This window comes from Amycolatopsis rubida (assembly GCF_900115345.1).
Classification (GTDB): domain Bacteria; phylum Actinomycetota; class Actinomycetes; order Mycobacteriales; family Pseudonocardiaceae; genus Amycolatopsis; species Amycolatopsis rubida.
In genome coordinates this window covers 158377-176108 of sequence record NZ_FOWC01000007.1, presented here as the reverse complement: position 1 = coordinate 176108, position 17732 = coordinate 158377, and the positions used below count along the sequence as shown (strand labels likewise).

Sequence of the window (17732 nt, the reverse complement as noted above, 5' to 3'; positions counted from 1 at the left end):
GATGCGGCTGGGGGTCAGCGTCAGTTACCTGAAGGCCGTCGCGCTGGCCCGTGAGGCGGAGCGGCTGGGCTACGACTTCGTCCTGGTCCCCGAGGGGTTCCGGTCCGACGCCCCGACGGTGCTCGGCCTCATCGCGGGGGCGACCGAACGCATCGGCCTCGTCTCCGGGGTGATGCAACTGCCGGCGAGGTCTCCCGGCGTCACCGCGCTCACCGCGGCGACACTGGATTCGCTCACCGGCGGCCGGTTCAGCCTCGGCCTGGGAGTGTCCAATCCGGACACCTCGGAAGGCTGGTATGGCACCAGGTTCGACCAGCCGCTCGCGCGGATGCGGGAGTACGTCGAGATCGTCCGCATGGCGTTGCGGCGCGAGACTGTCCGGTACAACGGAGAGCACTTCCGCCTGCCGCCGACCGCCCGCGCGGGCGAGCCGCTCCGGATTTTCGCCGAGCCCAGCGGTAAGGGCGTGCCGATCCTCCAGGCCGCGGTCGGCCCGGCAAGCATGCGGTTGTGCGGCGAGATCTCCGACGGATGGATCGGCGTGTTCCGCACTCCCGAACAACTCCCGGCGGTGCTGTCGGAACTGCTTGCCGGACGTCGCAGGGCGGGCAACGACCTCAAGAGCTTCGAGGTGCTGTTGACGCTGCCGATCGGCGTCGGCGAACCCCGGGACGCGGCCAGGCCCGTCGCCGCGTACCTCGCGCACTTTCTGGGAATGGGCGACCGGGAAACCAATCTGTACCAAGGCATCGCCGCCCGGCTCGGGTTCGAGGAGGAAGCCGGGCAGGTGCGCGACCGCTACCGGTCGGGCGACCGGGAGGGCGCCGCGGCCGCGGTGCCGCTCGAGTTCATCGACCAGATCGCGCTGCTGGGACCGGTTCCCCGGATTGCCAGGCGGATGCGTGCCTACGCCGAAGCGGGCGTGACCGCGTTGTCCGTCACCCCGTTCGACGCCGCCGTCGACGAGCAGAGGGCCGCGGTGCGGGCCGCCGCCACCGCGTTCGCCGAGGCAGACCTCGGCGCGAGTCCGCAGATCGACAGAGAGGAGATCGAACATGTCCGCCTCGTTTGACCAAGGGATCGCGCTCGAGCTGCACAAGATCGCGGCGAGGAGGCCGCACGGCGACTTCCTGCGCCCGGCCGCCCAGCTCCGCATCGCCGACCACCTCGCGGACGGGCCGCGCTCCGGCACCGAGCTCGCCGACGCGATCGGCGCCGATCCCGATGCGCTGCAGCGCTTCCTGCGCGCGTGCGCGGTGATCGGCCTGGTCGCTGAGGTTGGTCCTGGCCGGTTCGAGAACACCGAGCTGGGGGCGGCGCTCAGGTCGGGCACCGTGCTGCACCACGTCGCGATCGCGTCGAGCTGTCCCGCGCTGCGCAGGCCGACCGAGGCCATGGCCGACGCGGTGCTCAACGGCAAGCGCGTCATCAAGCAGGTGCTCGGCGTCGACCGAATCTGGGACTACTACAGCAGTCACCCCGATGAGGACGAGCACTACGCCGCACTGATGACCGTGCTGTCCGAACGGACGGGCGACGACCTGGCGCGGGTGTTCGACCTCTCGCGGTTCTCGAGGATCGTCGACATCGGCGGCAGCTCCGGCGTGCTGCTGACCCGCCTGCTCGAAGCCGCGCCGAATCTCACTGGCGCGGTGTTCGAACGGCCCGCCTACCAGGAGGCCGCCACGGCGCTGTTCGCCGAACGGGGCCTGTCGGACCGCGCGGAGTTCATCGGCGGAAACTTCCTTGACGGAGTACCGGGCGGAGCGGACCTGTACGTGATCAAGCACGTGTTCTGCGACTGGCCCGACGAGGCGGTGGCGAAGGTGCTCGCGCACTGCCGCGAGGCGTCCGAACCGGGGGCCGTGGTGCTCATCATCGACTGGGTGTTGCCGGAAACCACCGAGAAGACGACGAAGGGCGGCGTCGCCGAGCGGTTCGCGGGGGAACAACTGCACCTGCAGAACTTCATCCAGCTGCTGACCCTGGACGGGAAGCTGCGCACCTGGCCGGCGTTCCGGGACCTGCTGCGCAGCGAGGGTTTCGAAGCCGGCGGCTACACGCCGTTCAGCGAAGGGCTCAACTACATCGAGGCCGTGCGGCGCTGAACCCGGCCGGACCGCACTCCGCGGGCCGGGGCGCGGTCCGGCCGGGTTCAGTCAGCGTCCTCCCGCAGTGTGGATCACCTCGCCGTTGATGTTCCCGTTCGCCTCCGAGCCCAGGAAGACCACCAGGCGCGCGATGTCGATCGGGTCGCTCAGCCTGCCGCTGGGCGTCTTGTCGGTCTCCTGCCGGAACGCCTCGTCGTTCGCCGAGTCGGCGGCCATCTCGCGCACGCTCTCGGTCATCGTGAGACCGGGCGCGACGACGTTGACGAGAACACCCTTGCGGGTCCACATCAAACCGCGGGCGAACCCGTGCAGCGCCGCCTTCGACGAGCTGTAGATCTCCGACTTCGGCATGCCGTGGTGGGCCGTGATCGAGGACAGCAGCACGATCCGGCCCCAGCCGCGCTCGCGCATGCCGCCCACGGCCCGTTGTGCAGTCAGCATGTGTGCCTCGGTGTTCGCCCTGAATCGCGTCATCCACGCGTCGGCGGGCACGTCCTCGAAGTCCGGACCGACGTCCGGGCCGCTCCAGGTGAACCACAGCGCGTTGGCGACGAGAACGTCCACACCGCCGAAGCGGTCCTCCACCGTGCGCATCGCGGCCTCGATCGACTCGCGCTCCCGCAGCTCGTACCGCACGGCCAGCGCGCGGTCGGGACCGCCGAGCTCCTCCGCCACCACGCGTTCGGCTTCGTCGGCCGAGGTGCTGTAGGTGATCGCGACCCGGGCGCCCTCCGCGGCGAACAGCTTCGCCGCGGCAAGACCGATGCCGCGAGTGCCCCCGGTGACCAGCACGCGCCTTTCGTTCAACCCCAGGTCCATCAGAGCCCCTCCGGTGATCGCCACATGTCCCCGGCGGCCGATGCTACCGCAAAAATCCTTTGCCACCAGCTGTTTCGTCTCTCCAGCGATCCTGGAGGGAGCCTCGATCGCCACGGTCCACGGTGTCGGCCGCACTCGACACACGCGGCCGGAGGAGAACCGGATGGTGGAGACCGACGACGCGCTGGTGGAGCACCTCTTGCGGATCGCCGACGGCTCGGCCGACGACACTGCCGAGCGGCTGCGGGCTTGGGATCCTGACCGCGTCGCGGCCGCGGTGCTGGCGGAAGTCATGGCCCGCGCGGCGCTGTTTCCGGGCCCGGCCACGACGCTCGCCGTCCAGTTCGACCTCGGAACCGGAGAACGGCGGCTCGGCTACGTCGCGACCCTGACGCCGGACAGAACCGGGACTGTGCGACGGGGCTGGGCGGACGACCCGTGGCTGACGGTGCGGCAGGACCTCGCCGAACTGCTCCGCGCGGTGCATGGTCCGCCCGGCGCGCACGACGCCACCCGCGAGGTCGTCGTCAAAGACCCGCCCGCGAACGTCGGCGTCGGCAGCGACGCGCCGTGGCTCGCCGATCTGCAGGCTGCGACTCTCGGCTCCTACCAGGTGGTCAAGGCCTGTTCGCCGCACCACGTCGACCTCGATCTGCTGGCTGTCCGCTTCGGCTCGGACAAATGGGGGTCACACTGGTACACGCCGCACTACGAACGGCACTTCGCGCCTTTCCGGCAGCAGCGAGTGAAGGTGCTCGAACTGGGCGTCGGCGGTTACTCTTCGCCCGAGTGGGGCGGCGGGTCACTGCGAATGTGGCGACACTACTTCCCGCGCGGTCTGGTATACGGGCTCGACGTTTTCGACAAGTCGGCGCTCGACCGGCCCAGGATGAAGACGGTGCTGGGCGACCAGTCCGACCCCGTGTTCCTCGCCGGGCTCGCCGACCGGCTCGGGCCGTTCGAAATCGTGGTAGACGACGGCAGCCACCTGAGCTCGGACGTGCTCGCGTCGTTCGCCGCGCTCTTCCCGCACGTGCGCCCCGGCGGCCTGTACGTCATCGAGGACCTGCAGACGTCCTACTGGCCGGGGTGGAACGGCGGCCGCACAGATCCCAACGACCCCGCCACGTCGACGGGGATGCTCAAGACCCTCGTCGACGGCCTGCACCACCAGGACGCGGTGCACGACGGGCCGCACCGGCCGTCGCACACCGACCGCACGGTGACCGGGATCCACCTCTACCACAACATCGCGTTCATCGAGAAGGCCGTCAACAGCGACCAGCCCGCGATGTCGTGGCTGCGCAAGGACGTGCACCCGTACGCGTCGTCGGGCGACCCCGGCGCAGAGTCAGGAAGGACGGCATGATCGACGAGGGCGGACTCATGTACCTGGACCTCATGAAGAAGGTCCTCACCAACCTCATCTACGAAGATCCGCCGCTCGAGTCCTCAGTCCTCTTGCGCGAGCAGGAGACAAGGAAGATCGTCGCAGCTCTGCCGGAGAACGACCGGCGCGCGGCCGTGAACCTGTTGCAGCGCAACGACCACGACAGCCGGCTCAGGCTGCGCATCGACGGCCAGGACTGGCCCGCCACCGCCCACACCATGATAGGGATGAAGCGCCTGGACAACCTCCAGCACTGCGTGCGGCGGGTCGTCGAGGACGGTGTTCCCGGCGACCTGATCGAAACCGGGGTCTGGCGCGGCGGAGCCTGCATCTTCATGCGCGCCGCGCTGAAGGCGCACGGCGTGGCGGACCGGCGCGTGTGGGTGGCCGACTCGTTCGCCGGAATGCCGGAGACCACCGACGCCAGCTACCCCGGTGACCGCGAACTGGCGTTGCACGAGTACAACGCCGACCTTGCCGTGCCGCTGGACACCGTGCGCGCGAACTTCGAGCGCTACGGACTGCTGGACGACGCGGTGCGCTTCCTGCCCGGCTGGTTCTCCGACACGCTGCCCACCGCTCCCATCGAACGGCTCGCCGTGATGCGGCTGGACGGCGACCTCTACGAGTCCACAATGGACGCACTGGTCAACCTCTACCCCAAACTCTCCCCCGGCGGGTACGTCATCATCGACGACTACGTGATCCTCGCGTGCCGCGAGGCAGTGCACGACTTCCGCGACCGGCACGGCATCGACGATCCGATCGTGAAGATCGACGACGCCGGCTCGTTCTGGCGACGCGGAGCCACGTCGTGACCGGGCAAGCGGCGGACGGTGTCGCACCGTGGCCGTCGCCGTCCCTGGACCCTCGCGAGACCAACCGGTGCATTCAGCGCCTCATCACTGCGGCCGGCGGCTACCACGAGGATGCCCACGCCGTGGTGGGGGAACTCGGACTTCCGCTGGTCGCCCGGATCCTGGCGAACGAGATCGCCTTCCGCGCCGCGCTCCCGCGCAATCCGGTGCCGTTGCGCGTGGCTCTGTCGATCACCTTCCGCGGCCGGTCCGAACGGGTGGAGTTCGCCGTCGTGAAGGACGAGCCGGTGCGGATCGACTCGACCGGCGAAGGGGAACTGTCATTGCACGCGGAGTACGAGGCGGTCGAACTGCTCAGGCAGGTCTTCGGCCCTTCCCGCGTCAGGCGTGCGGGAGCCCGTGCCACTCAGTTCACCCCGCGACCGGACGGGTCGACGGACGTGATGCCCACGCCGGAAGTCCTGCTGCAATCGTGGCACGCCAACAACGTCGTGCTCTCCGCCTGTGCCGCGGACTCCCCCGGCATCGGCGACCTCGCCGACCGGTACCTCACCGACAAAGGCGGCGGGCTGCACTGGTTCACCCCGCACTACCAACACCACTTCGCCGAGTTCCGCGACCGGCCCGTGCGGCTGCTGGAGATCGGCATCGGCGAGTTCCACCTCATGCCCGGCGTCGGCGGCGGCTCGCTGAAGACGTGGAAGCGCTACTTCCGGCGCGGGATGGTCTGCGGCATCGACATCTACGACAAGTCGCATCTCGACCAGCCGCGGCTCACGACCCTGCGGGGAGACCAGAACGACGCGGAATTCCTGCGTTCGGTCGTCCGGGAGCACGGCCCGTTCGACATCGTCATCGACGACGGCAGCCACATCAACGAGCACGTGCACCACTCGTTCCGCACGCTGTGGCCGCAGCTGGCGCCTGGCGGCCTCTACGTCATCGAGGACCTGTGGACCAGTTTTGTCCCCGGCTACGGGGGAACCGACAGCCGCCCGGCGGTGCCCGGCACGTCGCTCGGACTGCTCAAGTCCCTGGTCGACGGGATCCACTACGAGGAGAACAACGGGCGGACGGCTCTCGACAGCACGGACGCGGAGGTCGTGGGCGTGCACGTGTACCACAACGTCGCGTTCATCGAGAAGGGCGTCAACGCCGAGGGAGGAATCCCGTTGTGGGTCGACCGGAATCCCGTCTACTGACCACGAGGAGCTGAGCGATGCGGGTGCTGTTCGTCTCGGCTCCCCCGGTCAGCCACCTCTTCCCGATGGTGCCGCTCATCTGGGCGACGCGCGCCGGCGGGCACGAGGTGCTGGTCGCGTCCACCGGCGCGGCGCTGGAGGCCGCCGCCTCGGCAGGGCTGCCGGGCGCCGACACCGCGCCGGACCTGGACATGGGCCAGGTGTTCACGCGGGTGATCGAGCGGCATCCGCACCTGATGGAAACCCAGCTCGGCGAAGGCATGAGCGACTTCCGTGACGTGGTGCCGCTCTTCGCCGCTCTCGCCCAAGCCTTGCTCGGCGGCTTGGTGGACCTGGCACGCTCGTGGCGGCCCGACATCGTCGTCTACGAGGTGCTCGCCACCGCCGGCGCCGTGGCCGCCGCCGAAATCGGAGTGCCCGCTGTTCAGCACGACATCACCTTCACCAGCACTGAAGGGTTGCACGAACGCATCACAGCACATCTCGACCGCCGCGTCTCCCCCGCCGCCGCCGTCATCGCCATCCGCCCGCCGAGCCTCGTTCCGCTTCCGGCGTGCGCGTGGCCCGTGCGCTACGTGCCCTACAACGGCGGCGCCGTGCTGCCCGACTGGCTGCTGGAGCCGGCCGACCGGCCGCGGGTGGCGGTGACACTGGGAACCGTATCCCCCGGCATGTCGCAGCTCGGGCCGATACCGCGCGTGGTGCGCGCGGCAGCGGAGGTCGACGCGGACTTTCTGCTGGCATTGGGCGACACTGCGCACGACGACCTGGGACAGCTGCCGCCGAACGTCCGTTCCATCGGCTGGTCACCGCTGAGCGAACTGCTGCCTCGCTGCTCCGCCGTGATTCACCACGGCGGGTCCGGCACCGTCTACAACGGACTGCTGGCGGGCCTCCCCCAGCTCCTGCTGCCCGACGGCGCCGACCGCGGGCTCAACGCGGCCGCCGTGTGTTCCCGCGGCCTCGGCCTGTCAGCCCGCGCGGAGGACCTCGACGCTGCCCTCGTACGACGGCTGCTCGACGACACGTCGCTGCGGACGGCCGCGGCCGAGGTGCGCGCGGAGATCGAAGGCCTGCCCGCCCCCGGCACGCTGGTCCCCCGGCTGGCTGCCCTGGCCTGATCACTCGTCCCAGGGCAGCCGCAGTTCGCGGTGCAGCCGCAACAGGTCCAGCACCTCGTCGCGCGGCACCCGGCCCAGACCGCACTCGGTGGCGACTCCGAACGGGCTGACGTGGCGCGCGGCGGTCCGCGCCCTGCGCCGGGCGCCCGCGAGACCGTCCGCGTGGTGGACCAATCCGAGGAACAACTGGGTCTCGGCGTCCAGTCGCAGCTCCCGCAGCGGAGCGAAGTAGGCGTCGTCGTTCCTGTTGATCGGAACGGGCAGGTGCAGCCAGGTCACGGGCCTGCGCATGGAGGCGAACACGGCGTTGGCGACCTCGACCAGCAGGCCGGTGTCGGCAGGCTCCAACCAGTGGTGCCCGCGCCCGTCCTCGCCGGGAGAGTCGCCGTAGCAAAGGTGGAAGCCAAGCTCGACGTTCTCCGGTACCAGGTCGCCATGCCGGGCCAGAGCGTCGGCGACGGCGGGCACCGTGAAGTCCGCACGGCGCGCGCGCGACTCCTCCAGCAGGCCGACCTCGACCGCGACGTCCCACTGCACGGCCAGCTGGTCCGCGGGAACGACGTCCGCCACAGCAGCCACCTCGGCCCCCAGGTGGTCGAGGAAGACCTCCTCGATGCCGGCCCGGGCCTCCGGGTCGATGAACGTGTGCAGCAGTGCGAGCGCGGTCGGCAGGCTGATCTGGAACCGGGTGGACGGCGGAACGACGCCGCTTTCCTTGAGGCGTCGGAAGATCGCGTATGACGACTTCGCCGCGTCGGCGTACCCGAGGTCGAGACGGATGTCCGCGGGCTCGGCGCGGGGGCGGAACATCGGCAGGCTGAGATTCGTGACCAGCCGCGGGGGCACGCGTTCCAGCTGTGGCACGGCCGCCAGCCGCGGTCCCTGCCAGGCGATCCAGTGCCCCCGTTCGCCAGTCTCGCCGTCGGGCATTCTCGGTGCTTCCGCGCCGCAGAGGGCGGCGACGGCGCGGAAGACCTCTTCCTCGTCCGTCAGGTTCACGCTCCCGCACAGGTGAGTTGTCGCCATGCCGGAGAGGGTGGCGCGGTCTGCACGACGCCTGGTCGACGACCGGTGGTCAGCGGTCGTCCAGTGCCTCGCGAGCCGGTGGCGGCACCCTGCGGACATGCGTGTGCTGTTCACGACCTGGGCATGGAGATCTCACCTCCACGCGCTCGTCCCGTTGGCGTGGGCCTTCCGGACGGCGGGGCACGACGTGCTGGTCGCGAGCCAGCCGGGGATCGCCGGCGAGGTCGCGCGGACCGGCCTGCCCTCGGTCGAGGTCGGGGCGGCCGTGGACGCGGTGGGAATGGTGCGCGGCTACCTGCTGCCCAGCGGGCATGTCCCTGCGCCGGTTGTCTCCCGGCGCGGACCTCGTGTGCTGGACATGTTCCTCGCGCACGCGGAATCCATGGCCGACGGTCTCGTGGACACCGCGCGGCAGTGGCGGCCCGACCTTCTGGTGTTCGAGCCGACCGCACTGGCGGGACCGGTGGCCGCGGCGGCGATCGGAGTGCCCGCCGTGCGGCACCTCTACGGCACCGACCTGATGGCCCGCGCCCGCCCGTTGCTGCCCGATCTGCTGGCACCGCTGGCGAAACGGCACGGGGTGGGCAAGTTCGACCCGTTCGGCGTGCTCGATGTCGACCCGGTTCCCGGCGGCCTGCGGGTGCCCTCCGACCGCTCCCGCGTGCCGATGCGTTACGTGCCGTGCACCAGCCCGGCTCCGCTGCCAGTCACCTTGCCCGAAAAGGACACCCGGCCAAGGATCTGCGTCACCTGGGGACACACCATCTTCCGGCTCGACCCTTCCCGCTTTCTCCTGCCTCGCGTGGTCGAGGCGGTCACCGGGCTTGACGTCGTGGCCGCGGTGTCCGCCACGCAGGCGGCGCGGCTCGCAAACGTGCCGGACGACGTGCGCGTCGTGGTCGACACCTCGATCGACCACGTGCTGCCGAGCTGCGACCTGGTGATCGCGCACGGCGGCGCGGGCACCGTGCTGACCGCCGCGGCACACGGCGTGCCGCAACTGCTCGTCCCGCAACTGCCTGACCACGCGGGACATGCGGCCCGCGTCCTCGCCGCGGGCGTTGGCGAGGTGCTCACCCCGGACGAGGCGACCCCTGACAGACTGCGTTCCGAGGTGTCGGGGCTGCTGCGGGACGACGGCGTGTGCGCGGCAGCGAGCGGACTGCGGCGTGCGGTGCGCGACCTGCCCTCCCCAGCCGAGGTCGTGACCGTGCTGACGACCGTCACGCCGAGCTGATCGTGCTTGCCGAGGAACTGCGCCGTATCGCCGGGCCCGCGCTGAGAGAGCTGACCGGGCACCCGTTCTGGTCGGGGCTGAAGGACGGCTCGTTGCCCGGCGCGGCTCTGGAGCGGTTCGTGCAGCAGGACACCAGCCACCTGCTGCCCGCATTCGCGCGGATTCTGTTGCGGTGCGCGGCGATGACCCGCGACGACGGACACGCGCTGCTGCTCGCCCACGCCGCCACCGCCACGATCGAGGCACGGGACCGGCTGCGGAGGGAATTCACCGCGCTGGCACCGGGCTTCGGCATCCCGCTGCCCTCGACGACCGCGCCCGTCCGCCGGTCGACCCGTGAGCAGTGCGACTTCTACGCCGCCGCGGCGGCGAGGTCACTGGCCGCCGGGATCGGGGCCGTGCTGCCGATGGTGTGGTTCAACCTGCCGCTGTCCGACGACCTGCGCGACCGCCAGGCACCCGGCGGCTGCTACGGCGGATGGATCGCCGCCTACCACCCGGGTGACGGCTTCCGCGCCGTGGTTCCGGCATTCCTCGACCTGGCCGAGCAGGTCGGCGAGCAGCGAGCGGTGGTCGAGAACTTCGCGGTCGGTGTTCGCTACGAGCTGGCGTTCGCTGAGGCGGCGTGGTCGGGGGGTTAACGCCCGAGATTGTCCCCCAGCCACGCGTCGAACGTGCGTGGAGGCCGCCCGGTCACCTCGTGCACAGTGGGCAACGGCACGCCGCCACGGGCCGGATCAGGATCGGCTTGGGACGCCAGCAGGCCGTCCACGTGCTCCGGGTCCATGCCCGCGTCCACCATCGCGGCACGGACCGGCTCCGCTGGCGCGTCGACGCACCGCAGCGGTCGGCCGACACGGGCAGCGAGTCGCTCTACCTGCTCCGCCGCGGTCAACGCTTCCGGACCTGTGACGGTGTAAGTGCGACCGTGGTGCTCTGCCGAGGTGAGCGCACTCACGGCAACGGCGGCTACGTCGCGTGGATCGACGACAGCGCGCGGGATTGTGCCGAATGGCGCGTACACCACTCCCTCGGACTCCACGCTCCAAAGCCACTGCCGCACGTTGGACATGAACGCCGCCGCCCGCACAACTGTCCACTCCGCACCGCTCGTGGCCACTGCCTGCTCGCCTTTTGCCGCCGCGATGGCGTAGCTGTTGGTCGTGGGCGTCGCGGCCGCGACGGTGGACAGCTTCACGAGGCACCGGGTGCCAGTCCGGCGCGCCGCGTCGGCCACCGTGGTGTCGTGCACCCACGCCCGGGGTCCGGTAGTCAGCACGAACGCGCGGTCGGCCCCGTCAAGGGCCGCGAGGACCGACGCGGGATCCTCGAGGTCTCCGCGCGCCGCCTGGACACCGCCCGGGAAAGCCGTGGGGTTCCGGCTGAACGCGCGCACCGGCTCGCCCGCGGCCGCCAGGCCCGCGACGACCTCGCTGCCGACCGTTCCGGTCGCACCGAAAACGACGATCACGCGACCGCACCTCCCTTGTCCTGGCCTAGCGCGGGCGGCCGCCAGTCGCCGATACGGGCCAGCGCGAGCTCGCCCTGGCGAGGGGACGACAGCCGCATCCGGACGTTGCGCCTGATCACGGCGAGGCGGCGTTCGACGAGCTTGACCTCGCCCATCCGCCGGGACGCCTCGGTGATCACCTGGGTTCTGGGGCCCCGTTCCTCGTCGTACCGGCGCAGGGCGGCCGGCACGCCCGGTTCGGTGGCCAGCGCGCCGCAGAGCACGACGGCGTCCTCGATCGCCTGGCATGCGCCCTGGCCGAGATCGGACGTCATCGCGTGCGCGGCATCGCCGAGCAGGACCACACGCCCGGACACGAACGACGGCAGCGGCGTCGCCATCTCGTAGACGTCGTGCCGCAGCACGGTTTCGGGCGCGGTCGCCGCGATCAGCTGCGGTATCGGCCGGTGCCACCGCCCGAAACGCCTCCGGACCTCCTGCCATTCGTCGAGGTGGCGCAGGCCGGGCCGCAGGTTCGCGACTGCGTACCAGTAGACGCGCCCGTCGGCCAGCGGCATGCGGCCGAACTCCAGGCCCCTGCCCCAGGTGTTGCCGCCGGGATCGGATTTCGGCACCGGGTGCTCGGTGATGCCGCGCCACACACTGTGCCCGCTGTAGACCGGCGCGGGCGCTTCGGGCTGGAGGATCTTCCGCACCGTGCTGTTGAGGCCGTCCGCCGCCACGACCAGATCCGCGGTGATCGTCTTCATGGCGCCGCCCGATCGATAGGTGAGCTGACCCGACTCGTCGACCCCGGTCACCTCGGCCCCGATGCGCAACCGACCCGGCGGGAGCGCCCTTTCGAGCACCCGCAGCAGCTCCCGGCGCGACAGCACGATCGACGACAGTCGTCGGGAACGGACGAACGCCTCGCTCGCAGGCTTCATCAGTCGCCAGCCCATCGCGGTGCGCAGACCCTCGCCGCCGGGGCGCATCGTCGCCGACCGCCGACGGACCTCCGCGCCGACGCCCAGCTCGTCCAGGCAGCGCTGGGCGTTGGTCATCAACGACATGCCGGCGCCGAGCTCCCGCAACGCGGGCGCTCGTTCCAGGACGGTGACCCGCCAGCCGATCCGGACCAGGCCGGCCGCGGCCGCAAGACCGCCGATCCCACCGCCGACCACTGCCGCCGCGCCTTCGCTCATGCCCGAGTTCGTCACGGCGACGACGGTGCCCGCGAGCGATCGAAGGCGCGTAGACGCGGCCTCCAGCCTCCTTGTACCTCCCGCGTCTACCTTCCCCGGCATGGCCAGTTGCCGCGTCTGCCGGGGTGAGCTGAGGGAATTTCTGGACCTCGGGCAGCAGCCCGTTTCCGACGCTTTCCTCGAACCCGACGAGCTCGACAACGAGTTCTTCTTTCACCTGCAGGTGGCGATATGCGGATCCTGCACGATGGTGCAGCTGGTGGAGGAGGTCCCGCGCGAGCGGATGTTCCATAACGCCTACCCGTACCTCTCGTCGGGCTCCGCGGGCATGCGCGAGCACTTCGAGCGGACCGCCCGGCAATTCCTGGCGACCGAGCTGACCGGCCCCGACCCGTTCATCGTCGAGCTCGGCTGCAACGACGGCGTCATGCTGCGCACAATCGGCGAGGCGGACGTGAAGCATCTCGGCGTCGAGCCGTCCGGCGGCGTGGCCAGCCTCGCCAGAGCGCAGGGCCTCCGGGTGCGCACAGCGTTTTTCGAAGAGTCGACCGCAGCGGAAATCCTGGACGACGAACAGGCGGCCGACGTCATCTACGGTGCCAACACGATCTGCCATATCCCTTACCTCGGCTCGGTTCTGCGGGGCGTCGACACATTGCTGAAGCCGGGCGGGGTGTTCGTGTTCGAGGACCCCTGCTTCGGCGACATCGTCGCGCAGACCAGCTTCGACCAGATCTACGACGAGCATTTCTACTTCTTCACCGCCACTTCGGTGAGAGCGCTCGCACACCGGTTCGGCTTCGAGCTGGTCGGTGTCGAGCGGCTGCCCGTGCACGGCGGCGAGATTCGGTATTCGCTGGCGCGCAAGGGAGAACGCACCCCCGCGCCCGCTGTCGCCGAACTGCTGTCCGAAGAGGAGTCGCGCGCGCTGGGGGAAGTAGCCACCTGCCGGGCGTTCGCCGACGACGTGCAGCACATCCGCGAGGACCTCGTCGACATGGTGCGCGACCTGCGCGACCGGGGCCGAACGGTCGTCGGCTACGGAGCCACCGCCAAGAGCGCGACCGTCACGAATTTCTGCGGCATCGGTCCGGATCTGGTTCCGTTCATCTGCGACAGCACTCCCGCGAAGCAGGGCAAGCTCGCCCCCGGCTCGCACATCCCCGTCCGGCCGCCGGAGGCGTTCGCCGAATCACGCCCGGACTACGCGCTGCTGTTCGCCTGGAACCACGCCGGGGAGATCACAGCGAAAGAACGCGACTTCCGCGACGGCGGCGGTCGGTGGATCAAGTACGTGCCGCAGGTGTACGTCGACTAGGAGATCCCATGTCAGGGGAAGGCTTCCACTGGGCGATCGCGCGGCTTACCGGCGGGCTCGTCGGCCTGCGCGCCGCCCAGCGTGCCAACGAGTTCGCTACGGTCGAGGAAAGCAGGAGCCTGCTGCGGTACCCGACCGGCTGGTACGCGGTCTGTTTCAGCGACGAGGTGCCAAGCGGAAAGGTCGTGCGGCGGCCGTTTTTCGGCGAGGACGTCGTCGTCTACCGGACGTCGAGCGGAGTGCTGCGGGCCATCCGGCCTTACTGCCCGCACTTCGGCGCTCATCTCGGCATCGGCGGCCGGGTCGAGGGCGAGGCGATCGTCTGTCCCTTCCACGGCTTCCGGTACGGCGGCGACGGCCGGTGCGTGGGCACCCCGCACGGCGAAGCACCGCCCGCCGCGCGATTGACCGCTCTGCCGGCCCGGGAAGTCAACGACATCGTGCTGGTGTGGTTCCACCCGAAGGGCACCGATCCCGGCTGGGAGGTGCCGGCCGTCGCGATGCGCGGCTTCCCGCGGGCCGCGCACCGCACGTTCGTCATCCGCGACCACCCGCAGGAGATCATGGAGAACAACTTCGACCTCACGCACTTTCCCGTCGTACACGGGGTTTCGCTGCGGACGGTCAAGGAAGCCTGCTTCGGCGAGCACTCCTCGAGCCTCACCGTCGAGGTCGAACGCGAGCTGCGCAACGGCAGCGCCTCCAAGGTCGAGATCGAGAACAACGTCCACGGCCTCGGCGTGCTGCAGTCGACGATCACTGCGCCGGGCACCGGGACCCGCGGCCTCAGCTGGGCGCTCGCGACCCCGATCGACCGGCACCGGGTCGCGTTCACGATCGCCACGAGCTTCCTGATCGAGCAGGACGCCCCGCTGCCGAAGCTCCTGCGCGGCAAGGCCCGGCCGGCGCTGTCGGCGCTGCTGAGCAGGATCGCGCTGGAACAGGCGTGCCGCACCAGCATCCAGGACTTCCCGATCTGGACGGCGAAGAAGTACTTGCCCAAGCCGAAGGTGCTCGCCGAGGAGCGGATCGTCATCGACTACCGGCGCTGGGCCAGGCAGTTCTGCGACGAGGACGACGCGGCCGAGGCCACCGGCTCGTAGCCGGGCAGCAGCCCGGCGGATCGGGCGGCGGCCAGTGAGGTCGCCGCCCGATCGCGTTCGGAGAGGACGGGCTCGATGCCGGACGGGATCGGCAGGCCGAGTTCGGCGTCCAAAACCGACACCGCCAGTTCGTCTTCCGGCACGTAGGCGTTGGACATCTGGTAGCACATCACGGTCTCGTCCCGAAGAGCGACGAACCCGTGCCCGACGCCCTTCGGGAGGTAAAGCGCGCGGCCGGTGTCCGGTCCGAGCGTCACGCAGTCCCACCGGCCGTAGGTCGGCGAGCCGACCCGCACGTCGACCACGAGGTCCAGGCACGCGCCGCCCGGACAGAACACGTACTTCTCGCCCGCGGTCGCCGCCCGGCTGTAGTGGACGCCCCGCACCACTCCCTTGCGGGAAGTGCTGAAACTCGTCCGCGCAACGGGAAACGGCAGACGCCCCACGTCGTCGTGGAAGGCCTGCGCCTCGTACGGAGTGCAGAATCGGCCGCGGTCGTCGGGGAACACTTCCGCGCGGAACTCGAACGCCCCGCGGACTGCAAGTGGCCGGACTTTCACCTCAGCCTCCTCAGACCGGCCGGAACTCCAGCAGCACCAGATCGCCGGCAGCGGGGTCGTTCGACGGCTCGAAGCCCGCCGCTCTGGCGATCCGGTTCCACTCCTCGCGATCGCGTTCCCGGCCGCCGAGGATGATCAGCATCTCGACGTCGACCAGCTTGCCGATGTCCCACTTGCCGTGCTCGGTCAGCAGCATGTCGATCACGAACAGGCGGGCGTCCGGGTTGTCGCCGATCGCCTCCCGGACGCGGGTCAGGATCGCCGCGGCCTTTTCGTCGTCCCAATTGTGCAGCGTGTGCTTGATCAGGTAAGCGTCGCAGCCGGGCGTGATCGACTCGAAGAAGTCGGTCGGCGCCAGGGCGACCCGGTCGGAGACGCCTGCCTGCTCGAACACTTCCGCGGCTTCGGCGACGACCTGCGGCTGGTCGCACAGAACGCCGGTGCAGCCGGGGTGCCGCTTGAGCACCTCGGCGAGGAACTGGCCCTTGCCGCCGCCCACGTCGGCGATGCGCGGGTACCGGCTGAAGTCGTGGCTGTCCAGGACCCGGTCGCTTCCAGGGTAGCGATTCTGCAGCATCGCGCGGTTGAACGTCGTGTTGCTGTCGGGGTTCTGCTTGAGATAGTCGAAGAACGCCATGCCGAACTCCTGGTCGAACTTCGGTTCTCCAGTGCGCACGGTGTGCAGGACGTCCTCGTACGGCCGCCACATCATCGGGTCCGAAGCGAACAGAAACATGTCCCGCACTCCGCCGGGCGCTCCTTCGCCCAGCCCTGCCGCGACCGGGGTCAGGCCGAACTTGCCGTCGGAGTCCTCCACGAGCAGCCCGGCCGCCGCCGTGCACCGCAGCACGCGGAACAACGCGTCCGCGTTCGTCCCCGTGGCCTCCGCGATTTCCTCGGCAGAACGCGGGCCGTCCGACAGCAGGTCCGGCACCTTCAGCTGGACCAGCGGGCGGAGCGCACCGATGATCCACTTCGACACGAACAACGCGATCACCCGCTGCGTCAGCGGCAGGTCGAGCGGGAACCAGGACAGCACCCCGGTGACCTCGGGCTGACGGTTGGCAGTGGTCATGGACGTACTCCTCGGTGATCGCCGGAGCGGAACCGGACGGGCATGTGCTTGTAGCTGTTCATGAAGTTGGTTTGGGTGCGCACCGGCGGGCCCAGCAGCTCGAGGTCGGGCAGCCGGTCCAGCACGGCCTCCAAGAAGATCCGCATCTCCAGCGCGGCGAGCCCGTTGCCGATGCAGTAGTGTGGTCCGCCCCCTCCGAAGGACACGTGGGGGTTCGGCGACCGGGCGACGTCGAACCGGTCGGCGTCGGCGAACACCGCCTCGTCGCGGTTGGCGGACGTGTACCAGATGACGACCCGTTCGCCCGACTTGATCGGCTGCCCCGCGACCTCGGTGTCCGCGAGCACGTTCCGCGCGAAATGAGTGACAGGAGTGACCCAGCGCAGGATCTCCGAAACCGCTGTCTCAACCAGGCCGCGGTCGGACCGCAGTCGCTCCAGCTGGCCGGGGTGCTCGAGCAGCGCCAGCACGCCACCGGTCAGCGAGCAATAGGTCGTCTCGCTGCCCGCGCTCATCAACGTGGTGGCGAACATCGCGACCTCGTGCCCGGCCAGCCGGTCGTCCTTGACCCGTGTGGCCAGCAGCACCGAGAACAGGTCGTCGACCGGCTCCCGTGCCCGGCGGCCGGCCAGTTCGGTGAAGTACTCCATCAAGTACTGGAAGCCTGCGGCACCGGTCTCCGCGGTGCTCTTGTCATAGTCGGGGTCGCCGAGGTTGACGGTCTTGGCCGCTGCGGCGACGACCTCCGCCCGCTCGTCGTGCGGAATCCCGATCAGCTCGGCGAGCACCTCCAGCGGCAGCCGCAGCGCGACGTCGTCGGCGAGGTCGAACTCGTCCCGCGCCGACATCTCGGCCAGCAGGGAGCCGACGATTTCCCGCACGGGGCCCTCGATCGCGAGCATCCGCGCCGGTGTGAAGCCCTTGACGGTCAGCTTGCGCAGCCGGGTGTGCTCCCGCCCGTCCATGAACGTGATGATCGGCAGGCCGGAACTGGTCTGCCGGACCGACGTCATCGTGCTCGGGCTCGACGAAAACACCTCGGTGTCCCGCGACACCGCGACGACGTCGGCATGGCGCACGATGTACCAGAAGTCGTACCCCTCGGCGTCCGCGGCGAGAGTCAGCCCGGGCCTCCGGCGCAGCTCACGGAAGTAGCCGTGCGGGACGCCGTCGGCGAACGCCTTCGGATCCATCAGGTCTACGTGGTGGACGGTCATCGCCTCCTCCAACCGAACGCGGCAGCTCAGGTCCGGCAAGCCTGCACGGCGACGCCCGCAGCCGGGTCGAGGGCGCATAA

The 17732-nt window shown here is 70.0% G+C and carries 17 protein-coding genes; 10 read left to right on the top strand and 7 right to left on the bottom strand.

Translation table 11 applies throughout. From position 1 onward, the window contains the following. Nucleotide 1: 1 nt before the first annotated feature. Both BM362_RS26015 and BM362_RS26010 read left to right on the top strand, forming a co-directional pair. The gene (locus tag BM362_RS26015) at nucleotides 2-1072 is read left to right on the top strand and encodes an LLM class flavin-dependent oxidoreductase (protein ID WP_093574923.1); all 1071 of its coding nucleotides are present in this window, start codon (nucleotides 2-4) and stop codon (nucleotides 1070-1072) included. Further along, the gene (locus tag BM362_RS26010; protein ID WP_093574922.1) at nucleotides 1056-2108 is read left to right on the top strand and encodes a methyltransferase; all 1053 of its coding nucleotides are present in this window, start codon (nucleotides 1056-1058) and stop codon (nucleotides 2106-2108) included. The genes BM362_RS26015 and BM362_RS26010 overlap by 17 nt, the downstream gene beginning before the upstream one ends. A 51-nt stretch (nucleotides 2109-2159) precedes the next feature. On the opposite strand, the gene BM362_RS26005 is transcribed toward BM362_RS26010, so the two are convergent. Then, nucleotides 2160-2930 (bottom strand): SDR family NAD(P)-dependent oxidoreductase, encoded by a 771-nt coding sequence (locus BM362_RS26005; RefSeq protein WP_093575098.1) that lies wholly within the window; start codon nucleotides 2928-2930, stop codon nucleotides 2160-2162. A gap of 163 nt (nucleotides 2931-3093) precedes the next feature. Here BM362_RS26005 and BM362_RS26000 point away from each other — a divergent pair, with 163 nt between their 5' ends. Genes BM362_RS26000 through BM362_RS25985 form a run of 4 tightly spaced genes read left to right on the top strand, consistent with a single transcriptional unit; the run spans nucleotide 3094 to nucleotide 7461 of the window. Beyond that, nucleotides 3094-4299 (top strand): hypothetical protein, encoded by a 1206-nt coding sequence (locus tag BM362_RS26000; protein WP_093574921.1) that lies wholly within the window; start codon nucleotides 3094-3096, stop codon nucleotides 4297-4299. Beyond that, on the top strand, nucleotides 4296-5138 hold the full coding sequence (locus BM362_RS25995) for a TylF/MycF family methyltransferase (protein ID WP_093574920.1): 843 nt from the start codon (nucleotides 4296-4298) through the stop codon (nucleotides 5136-5138). Before BM362_RS26000 ends, BM362_RS25995 begins: the two co-directional genes overlap by 4 nt. Further along, entirely contained in the window at nucleotides 5135-6340 is a 1206-nt protein-coding gene (locus tag BM362_RS25990; protein ID WP_093574919.1) for a class I SAM-dependent methyltransferase, read from the top strand. The genes BM362_RS25995 and BM362_RS25990 overlap by 4 nt, the downstream gene beginning before the upstream one ends. 17 nt (nucleotides 6341-6357) lie before the next feature. After that, the gene (locus BM362_RS25985; protein WP_093574918.1) at nucleotides 6358-7461 is read left to right on the top strand and encodes a nucleotide disphospho-sugar-binding domain-containing protein; all 1104 of its coding nucleotides are present in this window, start codon (nucleotides 6358-6360) and stop codon (nucleotides 7459-7461) included. Here the strand turns inward: BM362_RS25985 and BM362_RS47615 are convergent, their stop codons facing one another. Further along, the gene (locus BM362_RS47615; RefSeq protein WP_167545441.1) at nucleotides 7462-8487 is read right to left on the bottom strand and encodes a hypothetical protein; all 1026 of its coding nucleotides are present in this window, start codon (nucleotides 8485-8487) and stop codon (nucleotides 7462-7464) included. 97 nt (nucleotides 8488-8584) lie between these two features. Here BM362_RS47615 and BM362_RS25975 point away from each other — a divergent pair, with 97 nt between their 5' ends. Both BM362_RS25975 and BM362_RS25970 read left to right on the top strand, forming a co-directional pair. Continuing rightward, a complete protein-coding gene (locus tag BM362_RS25975; RefSeq protein ID WP_093574916.1) occupies nucleotides 8585-9724 on the top strand; it encodes a nucleotide disphospho-sugar-binding domain-containing protein in 1140 nt (379 codons plus the stop codon). A 2-nt stretch (nucleotides 9725-9726) separates the two neighbouring features. Beyond that, the gene (locus BM362_RS25970; protein WP_093574915.1) at nucleotides 9727-10365 is read left to right on the top strand and encodes a TenA family protein; all 639 of its coding nucleotides are present in this window, start codon (nucleotides 9727-9729) and stop codon (nucleotides 10363-10365) included. Here the strand turns inward: BM362_RS25970 and BM362_RS25965 are convergent. Next, on the bottom strand, nucleotides 10362-11195 hold the full coding sequence (locus tag BM362_RS25965) for an NmrA family NAD(P)-binding protein (RefSeq protein WP_093574914.1): 834 nt from the start codon (nucleotides 11193-11195) through the stop codon (nucleotides 10362-10364). The genes BM362_RS25970 and BM362_RS25965 overlap by 4 nt on opposite strands. Further along, nucleotides 11192-12394 (bottom strand): FAD-dependent monooxygenase, encoded by a 1203-nt coding sequence (locus tag BM362_RS25960; RefSeq protein WP_167545440.1) that lies wholly within the window; start codon nucleotides 12392-12394, stop codon nucleotides 11192-11194. The genes BM362_RS25965 and BM362_RS25960 overlap by 4 nt, the downstream gene beginning before the upstream one ends. Before the next feature lie 85 nt (nucleotides 12395-12479). Here BM362_RS25960 and BM362_RS25955 point away from each other — a divergent pair, with 85 nt between their 5' ends. Continuing rightward, nucleotides 12480-13697 (top strand): class I SAM-dependent methyltransferase, encoded by a 1218-nt coding sequence (locus tag BM362_RS25955; protein WP_093574912.1) that lies wholly within the window; start codon nucleotides 12480-12482, stop codon nucleotides 13695-13697. Between the two features lie 8 nt (nucleotides 13698-13705). After that, nucleotides 13706-14800 (top strand): Rieske 2Fe-2S domain-containing protein, encoded by a 1095-nt coding sequence (locus BM362_RS25950; protein ID WP_093574911.1) that lies wholly within the window; start codon nucleotides 13706-13708, stop codon nucleotides 14798-14800. Here the strand turns inward: BM362_RS25950 and BM362_RS25945 are convergent. From BM362_RS25945 to BM362_RS25935, 3 genes are read right to left on the bottom strand one after another with little or no spacing between them, the layout of a single operon-like run. Further along, nucleotides 14737-15360, bottom strand: coding sequence for a dTDP-4-dehydrorhamnose 3,5-epimerase family protein (locus BM362_RS25945; RefSeq protein ID WP_093574910.1), 624 nt, complete (start codon nucleotides 15358-15360; stop codon nucleotides 14737-14739). The genes BM362_RS25950 and BM362_RS25945 overlap by 64 nt on opposite strands. A gap of 10 nt (nucleotides 15361-15370) precedes the next feature. Further along, the gene (locus BM362_RS25940; protein WP_093574909.1) at nucleotides 15371-16435 is read right to left on the bottom strand and encodes a methyltransferase; all 1065 of its coding nucleotides are present in this window, start codon (nucleotides 16433-16435) and stop codon (nucleotides 15371-15373) included. Next, nucleotides 16432-17652 (bottom strand): cytochrome P450, encoded by a 1221-nt coding sequence (locus tag BM362_RS25935; RefSeq protein WP_167545439.1) that lies wholly within the window; start codon nucleotides 17650-17652, stop codon nucleotides 16432-16434. Before BM362_RS25935 ends, BM362_RS25940 begins: the two co-directional genes overlap by 4 nt. Nucleotides 17653-17732: the final 80 nt, after the last annotated feature.

Bases quoted from the DNA above. Each gene is read 5' to 3' on its own strand.
- BM362_RS47615 (WP_167545441.1), bottom strand. From the start codon at position 8,487: ATGGCGACAACTCACCTGTGCGGGAGCGTGAACCTGACGGACGAGGAA.
- BM362_RS25940 (WP_093574909.1), bottom strand. From the start codon at position 16,435: ATGACCACTGCCAACCGTCAGCCCGAGGTCACCGGGGTGCTGTCCTGG.
- BM362_RS25935 (WP_167545439.1), bottom strand. From the start codon at position 17,652: ATGACCGTCCACCACGTAGACCTGATGGATCCGAAGGCGTTCGCCGAC.
- BM362_RS26005 (WP_093575098.1), bottom strand. From the start codon at position 2,930: ATGGACCTGGGGTTGAACGAAAGGCGCGTGCTGGTCACCGGGGGCACT.
- BM362_RS25950 (WP_093574911.1), top strand. From the start codon at position 13,706: ATGTCAGGGGAAGGCTTCCACTGGGCGATCGCGCGGCTTACCGGCGGG.
- BM362_RS26000 (WP_093574921.1), top strand. From the start codon at position 3,094: ATGGTGGAGACCGACGACGCGCTGGTGGAGCACCTCTTGCGGATCGCC.
- BM362_RS25985 (WP_093574918.1), top strand. From the start codon at position 6,358: ATGCGGGTGCTGTTCGTCTCGGCTCCCCCGGTCAGCCACCTCTTCCCG.
- BM362_RS26015 (WP_093574923.1), top strand. From the start codon at position 2: ATGCGGCTGGGGGTCAGCGTCAGTTACCTGAAGGCCGTCGCGCTGGCC.
- BM362_RS25995 (WP_093574920.1), top strand. From the start codon at position 4,296: ATGATCGACGAGGGCGGACTCATGTACCTGGACCTCATGAAGAAGGTC.
- BM362_RS26010 (WP_093574922.1), top strand. From the start codon at position 1,056: ATGTCCGCCTCGTTTGACCAAGGGATCGCGCTCGAGCTGCACAAGATC.
- BM362_RS25975 (WP_093574916.1), top strand. From the start codon at position 8,585: ATGCGTGTGCTGTTCACGACCTGGGCATGGAGATCTCACCTCCACGCG.
- BM362_RS25955 (WP_093574912.1), top strand. From the start codon at position 12,480: ATGGCCAGTTGCCGCGTCTGCCGGGGTGAGCTGAGGGAATTTCTGGAC.